This window comes from Megamonas funiformis, from assembly GCF_010669225.1.
In the GTDB taxonomy this organism is placed as follows: domain Bacteria; phylum Bacillota; class Negativicutes; order Selenomonadales; family Selenomonadaceae; genus Megamonas; species Megamonas funiformis.
Genome location: NZ_CP048627.1, coordinates 2,266,456 through 2,285,639, shown reverse-complemented (window position 1 = coordinate 2,285,639; position 19,184 = coordinate 2,266,456). Strand labels below are relative to the sequence as shown.

Annotated in this window: 19 protein-coding genes; 10 read left to right on the top strand and 9 right to left on the bottom strand. The window is 32.3% G+C overall.

Annotated elements, in window-relative coordinates:
• Positions 1-85: 85 nt before the first annotated feature.
• The 5 genes from tnpA to GXM21_RS11405 all read left to right on the top strand — a co-directional run bounded on the left by tnpA (position 86) and on the right by GXM21_RS11405 (position 5,026).
• The gene (tnpA, locus tag GXM21_RS11425; RefSeq protein ID WP_163604718.1) at positions 86-481 is read left to right on the top strand and encodes an IS200/IS605 family transposase; all 396 of its coding nucleotides are present in this window, start codon (positions 86-88) and stop codon (positions 479-481) included.
• Positions 482-509: 28 nt separating this feature from the next.
• Positions 510-1,616: an RNA-guided endonuclease InsQ/TnpB family protein gene (locus GXM21_RS11420; RefSeq protein WP_163604716.1), complete on the top strand. Its 1,107-nt coding sequence runs from the start codon at positions 510-512 to the stop codon at positions 1,614-1,616.
• A 161-nt stretch (positions 1,617-1,777) separates the two neighbouring features.
• Positions 1,778-2,425, top strand: coding sequence for a TatD family nuclease-associated radical SAM protein (locus tag GXM21_RS11415; protein ID WP_008539535.1), 648 nt, complete (start codon positions 1,778-1,780; stop codon positions 2,423-2,425).
• Positions 2,426-2,496: 71 nt separating this feature from the next.
• On the top strand, positions 2,497-3,678 hold the full coding sequence (gene alr / locus GXM21_RS11410; RefSeq protein WP_008539536.1) for an alanine racemase: 1,182 nt from the start codon (positions 2,497-2,499) through the stop codon (positions 3,676-3,678).
• A 61-nt stretch (positions 3,679-3,739) separates the two neighbouring features.
• The gene (locus GXM21_RS11405; protein ID WP_039881479.1) at positions 3,740-5,026 is read left to right on the top strand and encodes an ArsB/NhaD family transporter; all 1,287 of its coding nucleotides are present in this window, start codon (positions 3,740-3,742) and stop codon (positions 5,024-5,026) included.
• Between the two features lie 57 nt (positions 5,027-5,083).
• Here GXM21_RS11405 and GXM21_RS11400 read toward each other — a convergent pair whose 3' ends face one another.
• From GXM21_RS11400 to tadA, 4 genes are all read right to left on the bottom strand, one after another.
• Positions 5,084-5,875, bottom strand: a complete 792-nt coding sequence (locus tag GXM21_RS11400; protein ID WP_008539538.1) for a hypothetical protein — start codon at positions 5,873-5,875, stop codon at positions 5,084-5,086.
• A gap of 157 nt (positions 5,876-6,032) precedes the next feature.
• Positions 6,033-6,455, bottom strand: a complete 423-nt coding sequence (locus GXM21_RS11395; RefSeq protein ID WP_008539539.1) for a universal stress protein — start codon at positions 6,453-6,455, stop codon at positions 6,033-6,035.
• Positions 6,456-6,473: 18 nt separating this feature from the next.
• The gene (locus GXM21_RS11390; RefSeq protein ID WP_008539540.1) at positions 6,474-6,911 is read right to left on the bottom strand and encodes a universal stress protein; all 438 of its coding nucleotides are present in this window, start codon (positions 6,909-6,911) and stop codon (positions 6,474-6,476) included.
• A gap of 119 nt (positions 6,912-7,030) precedes the next feature.
• Entirely contained in the window at positions 7,031-7,510 is a 480-nt protein-coding gene (gene tadA / locus GXM21_RS11385) for a tRNA adenosine(34) deaminase TadA (protein ID WP_008539541.1), read from the bottom strand.
• Positions 7,511-7,692: 182 nt separating this feature from the next.
• Here tadA and GXM21_RS11380 point away from each other — a divergent pair, with 182 nt between their 5' ends.
• Positions 7,693-9,120 carry a sodium:solute symporter family protein gene (locus GXM21_RS11380; protein ID WP_008539543.1) on the top strand — a complete coding sequence of 476 codons (1,428 nt, stop codon included), beginning with the start codon at positions 7,693-7,695 and terminating at the stop codon, positions 9,118-9,120.
• A 43-nt stretch (positions 9,121-9,163) separates the two neighbouring features.
• Here the strand turns inward: GXM21_RS11380 and GXM21_RS11375 are convergent, their stop codons facing one another.
• From GXM21_RS11375 to perR, 5 genes are all read right to left on the bottom strand, one after another.
• On the bottom strand, positions 9,164-10,078 hold the full coding sequence (locus GXM21_RS11375; protein WP_249068214.1) for a cysteine hydrolase family protein: 915 nt from the start codon (positions 10,076-10,078) through the stop codon (positions 9,164-9,166).
• Positions 10,079-10,148: 70 nt separating this feature from the next.
• Positions 10,149-10,628 carry a 23S rRNA (pseudouridine(1915)-N(3))-methyltransferase RlmH gene (gene rlmH / locus GXM21_RS11370; RefSeq protein WP_008539547.1) on the bottom strand — a complete coding sequence of 160 codons (480 nt, stop codon included), beginning with the start codon at positions 10,626-10,628 and terminating at the stop codon, positions 10,149-10,151.
• Positions 10,629-10,630: 2 nt separating this feature from the next.
• Positions 10,631-11,725, bottom strand: coding sequence for a S1C family serine protease (locus GXM21_RS11365; protein WP_008539548.1), 1,095 nt, complete (start codon positions 11,723-11,725; stop codon positions 10,631-10,633).
• Positions 11,726-11,779: 54 nt separating this feature from the next.
• Positions 11,780-12,583 carry an MBL fold metallo-hydrolase gene (locus GXM21_RS11360; RefSeq protein ID WP_008539550.1) on the bottom strand — a complete coding sequence of 268 codons (804 nt, stop codon included), beginning with the start codon at positions 12,581-12,583 and terminating at the stop codon, positions 11,780-11,782.
• 168 nt (positions 12,584-12,751) lie between these two features.
• A complete protein-coding gene (gene perR, locus GXM21_RS11355) occupies positions 12,752-13,195 on the bottom strand; it encodes a transcriptional regulator PerR (protein WP_008539551.1) in 444 nt (147 codons plus the stop codon).
• Positions 13,196-13,542: 347 nt separating this feature from the next.
• Here perR and GXM21_RS11350 point away from each other — a divergent pair, with 347 nt between their 5' ends.
• The 4 genes from GXM21_RS11350 (at position 13,543) to GXM21_RS11335 (ending at position 18,664) form a co-directional block, all read left to right on the top strand.
• A complete protein-coding gene (locus tag GXM21_RS11350) occupies positions 13,543-14,676 on the top strand; it encodes a metallophosphoesterase (RefSeq protein ID WP_008539552.1) in 1,134 nt (377 codons plus the stop codon).
• 48 nt (positions 14,677-14,724) lie between these two features.
• Complete coding sequence (locus GXM21_RS11345) at positions 14,725-15,567, top strand: HD domain-containing protein (protein WP_117585622.1); 843 nt, start codon at positions 14,725-14,727, stop codon at positions 15,565-15,567.
• Between the two features lie 73 nt (positions 15,568-15,640).
• Entirely contained in the window at positions 15,641-17,311 is a 1,671-nt protein-coding gene (locus GXM21_RS11340) for a glutamine--tRNA ligase/YqeY domain fusion protein (RefSeq protein ID WP_008539554.1), read from the top strand.
• Positions 17,312-17,377: 66 nt separating this feature from the next.
• On the top strand, positions 17,378-18,664 hold the full coding sequence (locus GXM21_RS11335; protein ID WP_008539555.1) for an ArsB/NhaD family transporter: 1,287 nt from the start codon (positions 17,378-17,380) through the stop codon (positions 18,662-18,664).
• Positions 18,665-19,184 lie beyond the last annotated feature (520 nt).

Genomic DNA, 19,184 nt, shown 5'->3' with positions numbered 1-19,184 from the left:
TGGGGATATAAGCTCGCTAAAAAACAATGATTCGATATCATTGTTTTTTATTGTATTATATTTTTAATAGTTATATAATACTTTTATGAAATATAAATCAAATAATAATATAGTATATTTTTGTAAATATCATGTAGTATTTTGTCCTAAATATCGTAGAAAAGTGTTGAACAATGGTGTTGATGAACGATTAAAGGAGTTGATTAATAATATTTGTCAGGAGCTTCACGTCGATTTAATCGAGATGGAAGTAATGCCAGACCATGTTCATTTGCTTTTAGAAGTTGCTCCACAATTTGGTATACATAAAGTTGTTAAACGAATAAAAGGAATATCTTCAAGAATACTTCGAGAAGAATTTTCATGGTTAAAATCAAGGCTACCAACATTGTGGACAAATTCATATTTTGTATCTACAGTTGGTGGAGCACCAATATCAATTATTAAACAGTATATAGAAAGTCAAAAGCGTTCAGAATAAATAAATGATAAAAAGGCAGGTGATTGTAGTGAAGACATATTGTTTTAAATTGTATAAGGCAAAAAGGAATAAAAAACTTCATAAAGTTATTAATATAGCTGGAATTATCTACAATCACTGTATTGCTTTGCATAAAAGATATTATCGTTTATTTAAAAAATCTCTTAATATCTATAAGCTTCAAAAACATTTAACTAAACTTAAGAAAATAGGTAAATTTAGCTATTTTAAAGAAGTAGGTTCGCAAGCTATTCAAGATATAACTCAAAGAATAGACCGTGCTTATAAATCGTTTTTTAGAAATTTAAAACATAAAATTCGTACAGCACCACCATCTTTTAAAAAGATACGAAAATATAAATCATTCACGCTCAAGCAAGCTGGTTGGAAGCTTTTAAAGGGTAATATTATAGAAATTAATAAACAAAAATACAAATATTTTAAAAGTAGAGATATTGAAGGAATAGTTAAAACAATAACAATTAAACGTGATACTTTAGGTGATATATATCTTTATTTTGTTTGTGAAACTAACGAGAATAAAGTTTTAGCAAGAACAGGTAAAAGCGTCGGCTATGACTTTGGACTTAAACAGTTTTTAACTGCATCGGATAATGAAGATATAAAAGCACCTTTATTTTTTAAACAAAATGCTAATGATATAAAAAAAGCTAATAGAATATTATCTAGAAAAAAGAAGACTTCTAATCATCGTAGATTAGCAAAAATAGCTCTTGCCAGATTGCATAAGAAAATATCTAATCAACGTAAAGATTTTCATTTTAAATTAGCAAATAAAATTTGTAGTGAATATGCTTTAATCTGCATAGAAGATTTGAATATAAAAGGAATGCAAAAACGTTGGGGTAGAAAAATATCTGACTATGGATTTAGTGAATTTATAAAAATTCTTGAATATAAAGCGAGAGAAATTGGCTCAATAGTGCAAAAGATAGATAGATACTATCCAAGTTCGCAAATTTGCCATGTTTGTGGTACAAAAAATCCTGAAACTAAAAATTGGGCAGTTCGTGAGTGGATTTGCGCAAAGTGCAAAACCAGCCACGATAGAGATAGAAATGCTGCTATAAATATATGGAAGGTTGGGGCATCAACCTTCTTTGGAGAGATATAGTAAGACCTGCTATTTTAGTAGGCAAGTATCGTTTGTATCCAAGAATCCCCTGCATTTAGGCATGGGGAGTATGTCAATTATAAATATGATTTTATATTGAAGTTTAGAAGCTAAAAGGCTATAATTTTTATGTTATATTGTAACAAGGAAAAGGTGATTAAATGATATTATATACATTACATAATAATGGATATATTGATTTTAGTGAAAAAGTTAAATTATTTCCTAAAGAAAAATTCAATATGTATGTAAATTTTACCAATAGATGTAATTGTAATTGCACATTTTGTTTGCGTCATTTAAAGAATGACCATAAGTTATGGTTAAAAGATGGCGAACCTTCTTTAGAAGAGATTAAACAAGCATTTTTGAATGCACCTATGGAAAATGTAGCAGATATCGTCATCTGTGGTTTTGGTGAGCCAACTATGCGTTTAGATGACTTGGTAAAATTATTGACTTTTATCCATCAAACATATCCTAAATTTAAAGTTAGAATGAATACAAATGGTTTAAGCGATTTAGAATATGGTAAAAAAACAGCTATGTTATTTAAAGGCTTATTAAATACCATTTCTATTAGTTTGAATGAATCTACGTCAGAAAAATATTTAGAAGTTACACGCAGTCGTTTTGGCATAAAATCTTATAAAGCTATGCTTGATTTTGCAGTGGATTGCAAAAATTATATTCCAAATGTAGTAGTAACTATAGTGGATATTATCGGCGAAGATGAAATCAATGCTTGTAAAAAGGTTTGTGAAGAATATAGCTTGAATTTGCGTATTCGTCGTTATGAAGCAAATTAAAAAATAGTATTTGTAAATTGAAATGTACTAGAATGATTAAGAATGGAAGCGAATAGATTGTGGAGTCCGAAATGATAAGATTATTGTGGACAGAAATTGATTTAGATGTAATTGCACAGAATATGCAAATTATACGAAAGATGGCAAAATCAAAAGAAGTGGCAGCTGTAATCAAAGCAGATGCTTATGGTCATGGTTCTGTAACTTTAGCTAAAACTTTATTGGAAAATGGTGCTGATAGATTGGCTGTAGCACGTTTAGATGAAGGGCTAGAACTTCGTCATCAAGGTATTATAGCTCCTATTTTTATCTTGGGTTATACAAATCCAGTGAGAGCTAGTGAAGCTATTGCTTATGGAATTGATGTATGTATCTTTGATTATGAACAGGCAAGACTTTTTTCTGAGGAAGCTGTAAAACAACAAAGTGAAGTGGTATTTCATATAGCTATAGATAGCGGTATGCAACGCATTGGCTATCAACCAACAAAAGAAGCTGTAGAAGAAATTGTAAAAATAAGTAAGTTACCTAATGTAAAAATAGAAGGTATGTTCACTCATTTTTGTTTAGCTGATTGTGCAGATAAAACTTTTACACATACTCAATATAAACGTTTTAAATGGGTTTGTGATGAAGTGGCCAAAGCTGGAGTGAAGGCCAATGTATATCATTGTGCTAATAGTGCTACTATTATTGATTTACCAGAATATCATTATGATATGGTACGTGCTGGAGTGATATTATATGGCATGGCACCATCAGATGAAGTTGATATCAGCAATACTGGCTTAAAACCAGCTATGAGTTTTAAATGTGAAGTAACACATGTAAAAACTATACATGCTGGCGAAGGTGTAAGTTATGGTCATAAATTTATAGCTAAAGATACTCGCGTGATTGCCACTATACCTGTAGGTTATGCTGATGGCTATACTAGATTATTATCTGGAAAAGCAGAAGTATTGATACATGGTAAGCGTGCAAAAGTAGTAGGTAATATCTGCATGGACCAGTGCATGGTTGATGTTACAGATATCGAAAATGTACAAGTAGGCGATGAAGTAGTTCTCTTTGGTAAACAAGGTGATGAATGTATTTTAGCTGATGAATTGGCTGAAAAATTGGGAACTATAAATTATGAAATAACTTGCATGATTTCTCGTCGTGTACCTAGATTTTATATACAAAATAATAAGATGAAATTTTATAAATCATATTTAAGTGATTTAGCTATTAGTATGTATAATATTTAAAATTTATTTAAATAGATTTTAAATGATTATAAATATCTTTTAGGAAAGAAAGTGATTATTGATGGATAGTAGTGCTTATATAGCTATAGCTGTATTTGTCATTGCCTATATGTTGATTATTTCAGAGAAAATACATCGTACTATAGTGGCTTTGACAGGTGCTATGGTTATGATTATTATGGGCATATTATCACAAGACCAAGCAATCCATCACATTGATTTTAATACGATTGGTTTGCTTACTGGTATGATGATTATGGTTAATATTACCAGTGAAACAGGATTGTTTAATTATTTGGCTATTTGGGCAGCAAAAAAAGTAAAAGCCAACCCAGTGAAATTATTAGTAGCATTATCTGCACTTACAGCTGTTTGTTCTGCTTTTTTAGACAATGTAACTACTGTTCTATTGACAGTACCTGTAACTTTTAGTATTACAGCACAGCTAAAAATACCAGTACAGCCATTTTTGATTGCACAGATTATGTCTTCTAATATCGGTGGTACAGCAACACTTATCGGTGACCCACCAAATATTATGATCGGTAGTGCTGTTCCTGAAATGGATTTTATGGCATTTTTGACTAATTTAGGTGATATTTGTATAGTTATTTTTGCTATCACTATAGCCATAATAATTGCTATATATCATAAAAAATTGCATACTACAACTGCATTACAAGAACAAGTAATGGGAATGAATGAAAAAGAAGAATTAAAAGATACATTGTTATTGAAAAAATGTTTAACAGTGTTATTCTTGACTATCATTACTTTTATGTTCCATTCTCAACTTGGTTTAGAATCAGCAACAGTAGCTCTGGCAGGCGCATCTTTATTGATGTTAATCACTGTAAGTAGACGTGAAAAAAGAATTGCCAATATCTTAAGTCGTTTGGAATGGCTTGCTATTTTCTTCTTTGTTGGTTTGTTTATTTTAGTTGGCGGTTTAGTAGAAACTGGCGTTATCAAGGCTATGGCAGCAGAAGCTATAAAAATAACATCTGGAAATGTTACAGCTTCCACAATGCTTATCTTATGGCTCAGTGCTATTGCTTCAGCATTTATTGATAACATTCCTTTTGTAGCTACGCTTATTCCTATGATTAAGGAAATGGGCGCTATGGGTATGACTAATCTTGAACCACTTTGGTGGGCATTGTCTTTAGGTGCTTGTCTTGGTGGTAATGGTACACTTATTGGTGCAAGTGCCAATGTAGTAGTAGCAGGTATGGCAAGTGCTCATGGTGAAAAATTATCCTTTATCAGCTATTTGAAAATAGCTTTTCCACTCATGATTTTATCTATTATTGTAGCAAGTATATATGTGTATATTAGATATCTATAATAGTTATATAATTTTAATGAAAAAGCCTAGAGATTAGAATTCTCTAGGCTTTTTTATTTAATCTTGAATTTTATGTTGTAATTTATTTTTTACAGCATCTTTGAAAGTAGAAAAGATTTCTTGTAGTCTTTCTGTGGAGATACCTGTTCCTTCAGAAATTTTAGCTAAACGCTGTTCATCAGTTAATTGACGATAATCGTCTAAATATTCATGACGTTCCTCTTTAGTCATATTAGCTAATTTATCTCTACCGGATTGCATATATTCATCGAGAATATCTACTTCTTGTTGAGTGATTTTGCCTTCAACTACTAATTGATTAGTGAATTTAGCGAGTCTTTCGGATAAATCATCACGATCTTTAGGTGCTTTAGGGTTTGGTTTAAATAAAATGCGTTTTAATGTATCTACAGGGATAGTAGTGCTTTCGGAGATATCTGCTATATTAGCACGTAAGGAGAAATGTTCACGATTTTCTTGACGATATTCTCTAGCATCTCTGCGGTCTAATTTACGAGCTTTATCTTCATATTTTTGTCTGTCTTTATAAAAACTGATGATTTCTTTTTTCAATTTAGTAGCTTGATTAGTGGAAATAGTATTGCGTTCTAAGGCTTTATCTACAGACACAAAATCTTTTGCAGCATCTTTACGAGTAGATAGATACATCCAAGAATAATCACTTTCAAATTGTGTGCAATAATTTTGTACTTCTTCGTTGTGTACAAATGGTCTAGATGGAGGCGGTGGTAGTTGCGGAGGATTAGCTAAAGCTACACCACTTAATATAAATGTACTACAGCCAGCTAAAATAGCAGCTGTAAGTTTTTTCTTTAAAGTAGCTTTCATGAGATACACACCCTTTCGGCTATTGATTTATATAAATATCGCATGTTTTTTATTTGTACATTTAGTATATCATTGAAAAAAAATAATCATATTAAAATTTAATTAACTTTAGATTAAAAAAAAGAGCCTATATATAGGCTCTTTTCATATTTATATTTTATTTTACAACTAAAGCAGGACATGGAGCATGTTCTACTACATATTGGCTTACAGAGCCTAAAAGTACACCTTTTACAAGACCAAGTCCACGACTGCCAATTACTACTAAGTCAGCTTTGATTTCATCAGCAAAATCTGTGATAGTAACAGATGGAGAACCAGTTTCTGAAGTTGTAATTACATTGATTTTTTCAGGAACTTTATTAGCAGCTTTTTCTAGTATTTCATTACCAGCTTTTGTTACTGCTTCTAAGATTGCATCAGAGAGGCAAGCATTGATTGCTAGTTGGTTGATATTTGCTACATAAAGAATGTGAATATCTGAATTATATACTTCGGCAATTTTAATAGCTTCTTCAATAGCTCTATCAGAAGTTTCAGAGCCATCTACTGGTACTAAAATACGTTTAATATCTGTCATAAGGAATCCCTCCAAAGATTATTTTACAATGATTACAGGACAAGTTGATTTTTCAAGAATTTGGCGACTTGTACTACCATTTAAAATACTGCTAAATAAATTCAATTTACGGCAACCCATGATGATTAAATCTGTATTATGAGCTTTGGTAAATTCTAAAATTTTTGAAGCAGGTTGTCCACTTAAATGATGTGTGCTGATATCAATATTTGCAGGCAATAAATCTTTTGCCCTAAGAAAAACACTTTCAGCATAACGAGAAACTGAACCAGTCAACGGAGTGGCTAACCAAGAAGAATATGTTGATTTATCATCAGTTTCTGTGGAAAAGTATGTAACTAATAATAAACAAATCTGTGCTTGGTATATTTTTGCTAAATCTGAAGCTAAAGATAAAGCTTTGAATGATTCTGCTGTGCCATTTATAGGAACGACAATTTGTTGTATATTTGGCATATATTACCACCTAATTCTTGAACTATTTGTATGTATATTTTATTTCGCTAAAAAAAGTGAAAATCCCTTTAATTTTGTAAAATTTTTCTAAAAATAAAATTTTGTTTGCTAGAGAAACCTCAATTGTGATTTTGACGTCTAGTTTGAAAGAATTTTTTTACTAGTAAAGAGCATTCATCTTCGAGTACGCCAGCTCGTATTTGCGTTTGATGATTTAGCCAATGATTATTTACGATATTAAATACAGATTCACAACCACCAGCGCGCCAATCAGTAGCACCGTAGACTAAGCGCTTTAATCTACTAGAGAAGATAGCGCCAGCACACATAGGGCATGGCTCAATTGTTACATATAAAGTTAAATCAGAAAGTCGCCAATTTTGAAGTTTAGTGCAAGCTTTGCGAATAGCTACAATTTCTGCATGAGCTGTCGCATCAAATGTTTTTTCGCGAAGATTATGACCGCGAGCGATGATATTGCCCTTATCATCACAGATTATAGCTCCTATAGGAATTTCACCGATAGCAAAAGCTTTTTTAGCTTCAATTAGTGCTTCTTGCATACCTTCAATATCATTTTTTATCTGTAAACGTTCCATGATATCACCACATTTATATTTGTATTTTAATATTGTCTATACTATAATAAATAAGCTATAGTCTTGGCAAGAACAACTGACAATTAATTTGCAGTTGATTTTTGAGGAATGTTTTTGTCTGCAAATAGCAATAAACCTTGATTTTTAGGTTATTGACTTAGGCGAAAGAGTGGAGGCTTATAATGAACTGGTATCTTATGGTAATTGCCCTTTATGCTGTGTTATTAATCGCTGTTGGTGTGATAATATCACGAAAAGTAAAAGGAGCAGATGATTTCTTTGTTGGTGGACGTAAAATGGCACCATTTTTATTATTCATCACTTTGGTAGCACCAAATATTGGTGCAGGCTCAACCGTTGGCGTAGCAGGTATGGGCTTTACATCAGGTATCTCTGCTGCATGGTGGATTATCGCTTCAGCTGTGGGTACATTTATTTTGGCATTTGTCATTGGCCCTAAAATTTGGGAAATAGCCAAAAATCATGGTTTTTATACTTTAGGTGATTATTTAGAATATCGCTATAATCGTTATTTTAGAGGTCTTATATCATTGATGATGGCAATTGGCACTTTAGCTATTTTTGCTGGTCAATTGATGGGTATTGCTTGGATATTATCTGTAGTAGCAGAAATTGATAAAACTACAGGTGTTTTAATCGCTTCTGTTGTAGTCGTTTTATATTTTTGTGCAGGTGGATTTTTATCAGCTGTTTACGCAAATTTAATTGAAGCTGGAGTAAAATTAGTCGGCTTTATCGTAGCTGTACCACTTGTATTATCTTTTGTTGGTGGTCTTGATGGTTTACAGGCAAAAGTAGTAGCTAATATGGCTGATGTAGCAAAATCAACAGCTTATTTTAGTTTTGATGGTTTAGGTAATACTGTAATCATGGGCTTTTTCTTGATGTTAATGCCATCATTTTTCTTATCTCCAGCGCTTATTGGTAAAGTGTATAGTGCAAGAGATAAAAATACAGTACGCATTAGTACATTTGCTTGTGGTTTAGTCATGTTATTATTTTCCATCATTCCTGTTACTTTAGGTATGGCAGCTTATGCTATTGCCCCAGATTTACCACAGCAGGATTTAGCACTTCCTTATGTAATGAAAGAATGTATGCCATTTTGGGCTTCAGCTTTAGCTTTGGCAGCTATTTTCTCGGCGGAAATCAGTGCAGCAGATGCAGTTTTATATATGATAACAACATCTTTTACGAAAGACTTATATAAATCCTTTATCAATCCTAATGTTTCTGATGAAAGCTTGATCAAAGGCAGTAGATTTGTAACTGTAATGGCAGGTATTATCGGTATTGGTCTTGCGATTGTTTTACCGAATGTAATTTCGGCATTATCTATTTTCTATTCCTTGATGTCTGTATCCATTACAGCACCATTATTATTCGGTTTATTTACAAAACGCAGTAGTGCTTCAGCTGCTATAATTTCTACAATAGTGGGGATTATAGTTACTGTAGGATTAGATTTATTTAATGGCAATAAAGGCATTTGGATTTTAAATGCTCAATCAACAGCCATTATGTTGACATTAATAATTATGTTCATCATGATGTTTGTAAGTCCAAATAAAAAAGTAATAAATAAATAATAAAAAGAGCGACTTTAATTTTTTAATTAAAGTCGCTTTTTTGTTAGAGAAAATTATCGGTAGATTTTACGAGATTGATTTTATATTTGTTGGCTAAAATATTATATCTAGTTTCACTGTATTGTTCGAAGCCTTGAATATCACTCATGCAATCAGTGAGTACATATATTTTGCGTGTTATCTCTAATTTGTCGAAATAATATTCGCAGATTTGGCGGACGCTTTCAAGTACGCAGTGAGATTTTGCTTCACCTGCGATAATAATTTTATCAAAAGAAGCAATCTCAGTGAGTAAATCTGTATTTGTATCATCATGCATGGAATATTCAGGTTTGATAATGCCGTACATTTCAGAAAGTGGATATTGCCCTTTATTGATTTTTGTTAAAGGAATATTTCGAGCCAAAGAAATAAAGTGAATAATATTATTAAATTGACTCTCTAAAGTAGCACCTACAGTACCGTTGATACAATGGTAAGGCCAAATACATAATTGTTTATCGGCTTTTTCTAAATGACGAACATAATTTTTGCTAAGTGCAGGGTCAACAGTAGCTCTCCACTTACCTTCTGTTAAATCAGAAGCTTTGATAATGGTATAAGGAGCAGGGTGATTGCCTTCAATATCTACCCACCAGCAAGGGTGAAAGATTTGTTTTACTTCATGAGTATCTAGTGAAACAATGATTTTAGATAATTTATCCATATGTTTATAGAGAAATTGACTTAGGCGAATTACATCTTGCTTCGCTCCTGCAACACCTAAAGCTCCATTATCCATAAAATCTGTTTGGATATCTATTCCCAAAAAGAGAATTTTCGGTTTGTTTTCTTCTGTTTGGGCTGTTGTTGCTTGCCCAGCCCATTTGAGAATTTGATTTAAAGGCAAAGGATTGATTAATTGACCGACCGAGTCTTTATCAAAGATATGGTAAAATGGTACTGACAAAAAAATCACCTCTTTTATATTTTATAAAGCAAAAGCTCAGGAAATCCTGAGCTTTTATTTTGTCTATACTTCTTATGATTTACCAGTGATATTTTTCACCACGGCTGATTTTGAAAGCACGATAGATTTGTTCTACGAGTAGAAGTCTTATCATTTGATGTGTAAATGTCATTCGTGAAAAAGAAATACGTTCATCAGCACGTTTGCGGACTTCTTCAGATAAACCAAAAGCTCCTCCGATTAAAAAGGTTATATGGCTTTGTCCAGATAAAGTGAGTTTATCAATTTTGGCAGATAATTCTTCTGAGGAAATATCTTTACCAAAAACATCAAGTACAATTAAATAACTATTTGCTGGAACTTTCTTTAAGAGTCTTTCACCTTCAGCTATTAATGTAGCTTTTTTCTCAGCTGGTGAAGGATTATCTTTCATTTTTTCTTCATTGATTTCAATGAATTCTAATTGTGTAAAAGGTTTTAAGCGTTTTACAAATTCATTGATACCATCGCGTAAATATTTTTCTTTAATTTTACCTGAAGCTACAATTGATATTTTCATGATTAATTATTTGTTGGCATTTCAGCTAGAGTAGCTGTAACATCGCCAACTTGTCCATTTCTTGAGATTGTGATTGTGATATTATCGCCGACTTTATGTTCAGCTATGATACTGCGTAAATCAGCTACAGTATTAGTGTCTTTACCGTCGATTTTTAAGATTAAATCACGTTGTCTAATACCAGCTTGGTCAGCAGGACTGCCGAGTTCAAGTTGCATTACAATGACGCCAGCATCGACATTTAATTTATAACCAGCTTGAGCTGCAGTTTGTTTATCAAGAACACCCACGCCAAGATATGGGTAAGTTACATGACCTTTATTGATTAATTCATCAATGATTGGTTTAGCAGTATTGATAGGAATAGCAAAACCGATACCTTCAACGCCAGTAGCAGCAAGTTTTGCACTATTGATACCGATTACTTGACCATCAGCATTTACAAGTGCACCGCCAGAGTTACCAGGGTTGATAGCTGCATCAGTTTGTAAAAGTTTTAGACGATTATCACCGATAGTTAAAGTACGGTTTAATGCACTGATTACACCAGCAGTTACACTGCCCTGAAATTCTAGACCTAAAGGATTGCCGATAGCAATGGCAGGTTCACCGACCATGATATCATCGGAATTACCGAATTCAGCAGTTGGTAAATCAGTAGCATCTACTTTGATTACTGCTAAATCTGAATATGGGTCAGTGCCAACGAGCGTAGCAGGAAGTGTTCTGCCATCAGCGAGAGCTACAGTGATATCTTTAGCACCTTCAATTACATGGTTATTAGTTACGATATAACCATCACTTCTGAAAATAACACCAGAACCAGTACCTTTATCAATTTCAACTTGACGATTGAACCAATCGCGAGCGACTGCTTTATTAGTGATACCAACAACAGCAGGACCTACTTTTTTAGCTGCTTGCACTATTGGTGTATTGCGCGCATCGGAAATAGGTGCAGTGGATTTTTCACTAGAAGCGGAAGACGCTGCTACAGAAGATGAAGATGTAGCACTTTGTTCATCGCTACCACAACCGCCAAGAAAAATACTCATAGTGATAAGGCAAATGCCTAAGATGGAAAGTGGAGAACGCATAGAAAAACCTCCTTAAAATAATTATCTATTTAAAATATGGATAGAATATTAAATTTAATTTTTAATATTTAACACTCTATCAGGTGATGCCACATGTAAAGAAATATCCATTAAATTATTTTCTTGAAAAATTTGCTTGATTGTATTTAAAGCGATATCAGGAGAATTATTTTGTTCGCTGAGATGAGCCAAAATTATCTGTTGAGGTTTAGCTTGAAGTCTGTTGATAGCAAAACCTGCATCAACATTAGATAAATGACCTTTAGTGCTTAAAATACGTTTTTTCAATGACCATGGATATTGACCATTTTGCAATAATTTTAAATCATGATTGGCTTCCAATACTAAAATATCAGAGTCCTCTAAAGCAGATTGCACTGTTTCACTGACAAAACCTAAATCAGTAGCTAGAGTTATTTTTTCAGTGAATTTCTTTGTTTTAGCATTATCCTTATACTTAGATATAGTGTAACCTACAGGGTCGATTGCATCATGAGAAATATTGAATATTTTTATAGCTAGATTACCGATATCAATATTATTAGTTGTAAGTGCTTGGCAATTTTTTAAATTTATATCTGTAAATTTTTGAGTAATAGCTATTTGTTTTAATGTAGCAGTTTTGCTATAAATGGGCACATTATAATTTTTAGTCAATGTCTTTAAACCACGGATATGGTCGATATGCTCATGCGTTATAAAAATAGCATCTAAATCTTCAATATTTAAATGTAGTTGTGCTAAAGCTTGTTTTAATTTACGGGTGCTGATACCCATATCAATCAAGACAGCATTATTATCATCATGAATTAAAGTACAATTGCCACGGCTACCACTAGCTAAGACAGATATGTTCATAAAATAAAAAACCTCATTTCTGATTTTTATTGATTATATGTGTATATAGCCTTAGCCGTCAAGTAATATGATTAGTATATTACTAGGATAAGAAAAATACAATATAAAAAGCCACAGAAAACTGTGGCTTTAGATTAAATTTTAATTAAAATTAATTGAATTAATGAATTAACTAACTTTAGCTTTGCTATTTAATTTAGCTTTACATTCTGCGCAAGTGCCATAGAAGTAAAATTGATGACGATGAACATCATAAGAAGATTGACTAGCAACTTCTTCTACACATTTAGCAAAATCGATCATGATATCATCAACTCTGCCACATTCAGTACAGCAGATATGAGCATGAGAGCTAGTGTTTGCGTCATAACGGAAAGAATCTTCACCGACATTTAAGATATTGATTAATCCGATTTCGTGTAAAATATCAACAGTTTTGTAAATAGTAGCCAAACTCATTGTAGGGTAATAAGGTTGCAATTTATTAAATATCATTTCAGCATTAGGATGTGCTTTAGTGTTGCATAATGCGTTATAGATTGCCAAACGTTGTGGCGTTACTTTGAAACCTTTTTTTCTTAAGAGCTCAGTCACTTTTTTATTATCTAACATGGCTGTATCGCCCCTTCCAAAAATAGTTATTAATAATAATTGTTATTAAAATAGAAAAATTATCCAAAAACTATAATTTTATTCTAAAAGAAAAATAAATCCTTGTCAATAGTAAAGGGTGCTATATATAAGCTTTAAGAAGATTTTTTATAAAAATTATTAAATAGTTAAATAAAATTATAGGGTAGAAATAATTATATAATATATGAAAACTGTCTCTTTTAAAATTTTTGGTATATATGATATAATTTAGAAATAATGTAGATTTGTAATAAATTTGATTAATAAAATTTATTGATTAGATAATATTTTAATTTAGAGATTGTTAGGAGAGTGATATATTGCACATGAGTTTTACTATAATGATGGCTTTAGTAATGGCTGTTATCGCTTGTAGTAGTATTTTATTAGCAAAGGAATATATTTCCGCTAATGTTTATAAATCTGCGAGAAAAAAATTAATAATTATTAATTTAGTAGTTATTGTGGGTTTTGCAGTATTATATCCTAAAATATTAGATTTTGAATATGCTTCAATTCTCATAAAATTAGTTGTAATGTGGTATGTATTGCAAGTCTTTTTATCTATTATAGCTTTATTGGTGAAGATTTTCCGCTTAATTTATGAAAAAACAAGTGGCACTAAAGTTGATGAGAGCAGACGTAGATTTTTACATGGCGTTATTTGGGTGCCTGCTATCTCAGCTACTTTATATGGTGGTTTATATGAAAGCCGTAATATAGAGTTTGTAGAACAAGATATAGATTGTAGTGCATTTCCTAAATTAAATGGCTTGAAAATAGCTCATTTAACTGATGTACATTTGGGAAATTTCTTCTCAGTTAGACAATTTTATGAGATTTTAAATGAAATAGCACATAAAGCTCCAGATATGCTCGTTATCACAGGTGATATTTTTGATAGCGGAAAAATAAATGATGAAGCTATCAAGATATTAAATGCTTTTACACCATATTTTCCTTTTGGCGTTTATTTTTGCTGGGGTAATCATGAACATATACGTGGTATAAAACATCTACAAGAAGCTTTAAGTAAGACAAATATCAAAGTCTTAAATAATCAGTCTATAAAGATTTTAAGTGGAGATAAACCTTTATATCTTTTAGGTGTGGATTATGTAGATGAAAGAGGCGGACAAGAGTCTGCTAATATGCGAGAACAGTATTTACAAAAAGCTTTAAAAGATGTACCAGAAGATGCTTATAAGATATTGCTTGCTCATCATTCTATTTTTATAGATGAAGCTTTTAAACATAATATAAATTTGACTTTAACAGGTCATACACATGGAGGACAATTTGCTTTTTTAGGTATACCTATCATTCCTATGTTTAAATACATGCGTGGAAGATTTGAGCAGAATAACTCCATTGGTTATGTAAGCAATGGTGCAGGCAGTTGGTTCCCTTATCGCATTGGTTGCCCACCAGAAGTTACTTTCTTTAATTTTAAAGCTTAAAAAATATCATATTGTATTTTGAAATTTTGAAGATTTTGGGGTGATATGATGAACGATATAGCAAAAATGCAAGAGCTTTGGCAAGAAATGAGTTCATGGATGACAACATACATGAAATCTTTTTATTCGCCAGAAGCAGCAAAGACAGCAAAATCTCATTTGGAGATAAAATCAGCCAAAACGATATTTTTTGACGATGCTCAAATCGTAGATGGCATAATATTAAAAGAAAAACATACATGGAAAGTAGTAAAAAACTGCGAAAATTTGGCTAAGCATTTGAATTTAAATGAACATGATAGTTTATTAGCTAAAATGATAGGTTTATTCCATGATGTAGGTCGCTTTTATCAGTTCACAGTATATCGCACCTTTAATGATGCCTTATCTGAAAATCATGCTAAATTAGGTCTAAAAGTTATAAAGGATTTACCTTTTATGGCTAAATTAGATGAAGAAGATTTAGCGACTTTAAAATTTGCCATAGGTAATCATAATGCTAAAGAAATAGCGCCTACAGAAAATCAAAGGCATTTAGCTTTTGCTAAATTAATTCGTGATGCTGATAAAATAGATATTTATCGTGTATTAAAACCATTTTTAGGGCCTACAGATGGTACAGGTTGTAGCCCTGATTTTGTGGATTTATTTGTAGCAGGCAAGCAATGTGATTACACAAAAATGAGAACACAAGATGATAGAAAACTTGTGCGTTTGATGTGGGTATATGATGTATATTTTGCATGGTCATTACAGCAGATTGTTGAACAAAATTATATTGAAGATATAATCAATAATCTAGTTCAAGATGAAAAAATGATGCAAGGTATTACTCGTTTGCGCAATTATATCCAAGAAAAACTACAAACGAAAGATATTTGGCAAGGTTAAAGCTGACAAATTATAGTTTATCATGATATCATATAAGATAAACTATAATTTGATAAAAGAAGGGGAAAAAATAATGGCAGAATTAATGGCTTCTAATTTTGTGCATAATGCTATTGATGAAGATTTAAAAGAAGGTAAATATACTGAAGGAATACATACACGTTTTCCTCCAGAACCAAATGGATATTTACATATTGGACATGCAAAATCCATATGCTTAAATTTCGGTACAGCTCAAAAATATAATGGTCTTTGTAACCTTCGTTTTGATGATACTAATCCAGTAAAAGAAGATGTAGAATATGTAGATTCTATTCAAGAAGATGTAAAATGGTTAGGTTTTACATGGAAAGATAGAAAATATTACGCTTCCGATTATTTTGAAAAACTTTATGATTATGCAGTAGAGTTAATCAAAAGAGGTAAAGCTTATGTAGATGATTTAACAGCTGATGAAATCCGCGAATATCGTGGTAATTTGACTGAAGCTGGTAAAGAATCTCCATATCGCAATCGTAGTGTAGAAGAAAACTTAGATTTATTTACACGCATGAAAAATGGTGAATTCGCTGATGGCGAAAAAGTTTTACGTGCAAAAATCGATATGGCTTCACCTAATATTACTATGCGTGACCCAGTTATCTATCGTATAGCGCATATTTCTCATCATCGTACAGGTGATGCATGGTGCATTTATCCAATGTATGACTTTGCTCATCCATTATCTGATGCTATCGAAGGTATTACACATTCCATCTGTACTTTAGAATTTGAAGATCATCGTCCACTTTACGATTGGCTTTTAGACAGCCTTGGTTTTGACGTAAATACACGTCCACGTCAGATTGAGTTTGCTCGTTTGAATATCACAAAAATGGTTATGAGTAAACGTAAACTTCGCCAATTAGTAGAAGGTGGTTATGTATCTGGCTGGGACGACCCACGTATGCCGACTATCTCTGGTCTTCGTCGTCGTGGTTATACAGCAGCAGCAATTCGCGATTTTTGTGAACGCATTGGCGTAGCTAAGGCAAATAGCTTAGTAGATGTAGCAATGCTTGAACATTGTGTGCGTGAAGATTTAAATGCTCATGCAAACCGTATCATGGCAGTGCTTGACCCTATCAAAGTTGTAATCACAAATTATCCAGAAGATAAAACAGAAATGCTTGCCTGTGAAAACTTACCAAACACAGATGCTAAACATTATATGCCATTTAGCCGTGAAATTTATATTGAACGTGAAGACTTCATGGAAGAGGCACCAAAGAAATTCTTCCGCTTAAAACCAGAAGGCGAAGTTCGTTTGAAAAATGCTTATATCATTAAATGTGAAGAAGTTATAAAAGACGAACAAGGAAATATCGTAGAACTTCATTGTTCATATGACCCAGATTCCAAAACTGGTGGTAAAACAGCAGGACGTAAAATCAAAGGTACTATTCATTGGGTAAATGCTTCTACAGCTTTAGATGCACAAGTTCGCCTTTATGATTATTTATTAAATGATGAAGAAGGAGCAGTAAATGGAGATTTCATCGCTTCTTTAAATCCAAACTCTTTAGTAGTATTAGATAATTGTAAAGTAGAACCAAGTGTAAAATGGGCAGCACCTGGTACAAAATTCCAGTTCTTACGTCAAGGTTATTTCTGCGTAGACAAAGATAGCACAATGGATAATTTAGTATTCAATCGTGTAGTAGGTCTTCGTGATACATGGTCCAAAGTTGCTAAAAAAGGATAATTATAATTAATTATAGATAGAGATAATAAAAAAGGGGAAAATAAAAAAATAAAGTGAGGTTTATTCATGGATTCAACAGCTTGGATTGCACTTGCCATTTTCATGGTAGTGTATGTGTTCATCGTTTCGGAGAAAATTCATCGAACTGTAATTGCCCTAACTGGTGCAATGCTCATGATTGTATGTGGTATTTTAACTCAGGAGATGGCTATTCACCATATCGACTTTAATACTATCGGTCTTTTGGCTGGTATGATGGTAGTTGTAAATATCACAGGTGAAACTGGTCTATTTAATTATCTAGCAGTTTGGGCAGCTAAAAAAGTAAAAGCAGAACCACTAAAATTATTAGTAGCGTTGTCTTTTTTAACTGCAATCTGTTCTGCATTCTTAGATAACGTAACAACAGTATTATTGACAGTGCCACTTACTTTCAGTATTACAAGACAGTTAAATGTACCAGTGAAACCATTCTTAGTAGCACAAATTTTAGCTTCTAATATTGGTGGTACATCAACACTTATCGGTGATCCACCAAATATCATGATTGGTAGTGCCGTACCAGAAATGGACTTTATGGCATTTCTTACAAATTTATCTGGTGTATGTATAGTTACTTTTATCGTTACAATTGCAATATTATTATTCCTCTATCGTAAACAATTAGTTACAACAGATGAATTAAGAGCAAAAGTAATGGCTATGGATGAACGCCAAGAAATCAAAGATTCTACATTGCTTAAAAAATGTTTAGTAGTATTAGCTATGATCATCGTTACATTCACAATGCATGCTCAATTGCATTTAGAGTCTGCAACAGTAGCACTCACAGGTGCATGTATTTTGATGCTCATCAGTATGGCTAGATATGAAAAGAAAATTGCCAATGTATTAAGTCATATAGAATGGCTAGCAATCTTCTTCTTTGCAGGCTTGTTCATCTTAGTAGGTGGATTGGTAGAAACAGGCGTAATCAAATTATTAGCAGAAAAAGTATTAGAAATAACAGCAGGAGACTTAACAAGTACAACAATGCTTATCTTATGGTTAAGTGCAATAGCTTCTGCATTTATTGATAATATACCATTCGTAGCAACTCTCATACCGATGATCAAAGATATGGGAGCAATGGGAATGACAAATCTAGAACCATTATGGTGGGCATTATCATTAGGCGCATGTCTTGGTGGAAATGGAACACTAATAGGTGCAAGTGCCAACGTAGTAGTAGCAAGTATGGCAGCAATCCATGGAGAAAAAATCTCCTTTGCTAAATACTTTATGGTAGCTTTCCCAATTATGATTTTATCTATTATTATAAGTAGCATTTACTTATATTTATTCTATCTATAATTTAACAAAAATATTAAAATAAAAAGCCCTTTACTATGTTATTATCATTTAACATAGTAAAGGGCTTTTTATGTTCATAAATCTTTATTTACTTTTCTTTGGTGGGCAAAGAAAAGAAACAAAAGAATATCCACCGCAGATAAAATTTTAGTTTTGAAAATAATTATCGCTTCATACAACGCTTAGAAACTCGCTTCGCTCAAACATTCAGACTAAAAACGTATTCAGCGATAATTTTTTTCAATAACCTTAGGTTACCACTAAAATTTTATAATGCGGAAAAATATAATACCAAATATTTCCCGCATTTTAGTATTTTTTACGGTAGCCATAGGCTATTGGTAAAGATAAAAATAGGACTACGGTGTTAGTTCTACTGTTTGAGCGAAGCGAGTTTAGAACGTTGTTGACATATTTTTATCTTTGCCAAAGTAAAAAGTGCGTGAGCGGGTGGTTTCTTTGGTTCGTTTCTTTGCCATCAAAGAAATGAACATCTCTATGACATTAAAGAAATGAACAA

What these genes read in the sequence shown, in the direction of transcription:
- GXM21_RS11380 (WP_008539543.1), top strand. Translation starts at nt 7,693, where the DNA reads ATGAACTGGTATCTTATGGTAATTGCCCTTTATGCTGTGTTATTAATC.
- GXM21_RS11405 (WP_039881479.1), top strand. Translation starts at nt 3,740, where the DNA reads ATGGATAGTAGTGCTTATATAGCTATAGCTGTATTTGTCATTGCCTAT.
- tnpA (WP_163604718.1), top strand. Translation starts at nt 86, where the DNA reads ATGAAATATAAATCAAATAATAATATAGTATATTTTTGTAAATATCAT.
- perR (WP_008539551.1), bottom strand. Translation starts at nt 13,195, where the DNA reads ATGTTAGATAATAAAAAAGTGACTGAGCTCTTAAGAAAAAAAGGTTTC.
- GXM21_RS11365 (WP_008539548.1), bottom strand. Translation starts at nt 11,725, where the DNA reads ATGCGTTCTCCACTTTCCATCTTAGGCATTTGCCTTATCACTATGAGT.
- GXM21_RS11350 (WP_008539552.1), top strand. Translation starts at nt 13,543, where the DNA reads ATGAGTTTTACTATAATGATGGCTTTAGTAATGGCTGTTATCGCTTGT.
- GXM21_RS11400 (WP_008539538.1), bottom strand. Translation starts at nt 5,875, where the DNA reads ATGAAAGCTACTTTAAAGAAAAAACTTACAGCTGCTATTTTAGCTGGC.
- GXM21_RS11395 (WP_008539539.1), bottom strand. Translation starts at nt 6,455, where the DNA reads ATGACAGATATTAAACGTATTTTAGTACCAGTAGATGGCTCTGAAACT.
- GXM21_RS11390 (WP_008539540.1), bottom strand. Translation starts at nt 6,911, where the DNA reads ATGCCAAATATACAACAAATTGTCGTTCCTATAAATGGCACAGCAGAA.
- GXM21_RS11335 (WP_008539555.1), top strand. Translation starts at nt 17,378, where the DNA reads ATGGATTCAACAGCTTGGATTGCACTTGCCATTTTCATGGTAGTGTAT.
- GXM21_RS11360 (WP_008539550.1), bottom strand. Translation starts at nt 12,583, where the DNA reads ATGAACATATCTGTCTTAGCTAGTGGTAGCCGTGGCAATTGTACTTTA.
- GXM21_RS11415 (WP_008539535.1), top strand. Translation starts at nt 1,778, where the DNA reads ATGATATTATATACATTACATAATAATGGATATATTGATTTTAGTGAA.
- GXM21_RS11340 (WP_008539554.1), top strand. Translation starts at nt 15,641, where the DNA reads ATGGCAGAATTAATGGCTTCTAATTTTGTGCATAATGCTATTGATGAA.
- GXM21_RS11345 (WP_117585622.1), top strand. Translation starts at nt 14,725, where the DNA reads ATGAACGATATAGCAAAAATGCAAGAGCTTTGGCAAGAAATGAGTTCA.
- rlmH (WP_008539547.1), bottom strand. Translation starts at nt 10,628, where the DNA reads ATGAAAATATCAATTGTAGCTTCAGGTAAAATTAAAGAAAAATATTTA.
- alr (WP_008539536.1), top strand. Translation starts at nt 2,497, where the DNA reads ATGATAAGATTATTGTGGACAGAAATTGATTTAGATGTAATTGCACAG.
- tadA (WP_008539541.1), bottom strand. Translation starts at nt 7,510, where the DNA reads ATGGAACGTTTACAGATAAAAAATGATATTGAAGGTATGCAAGAAGCA.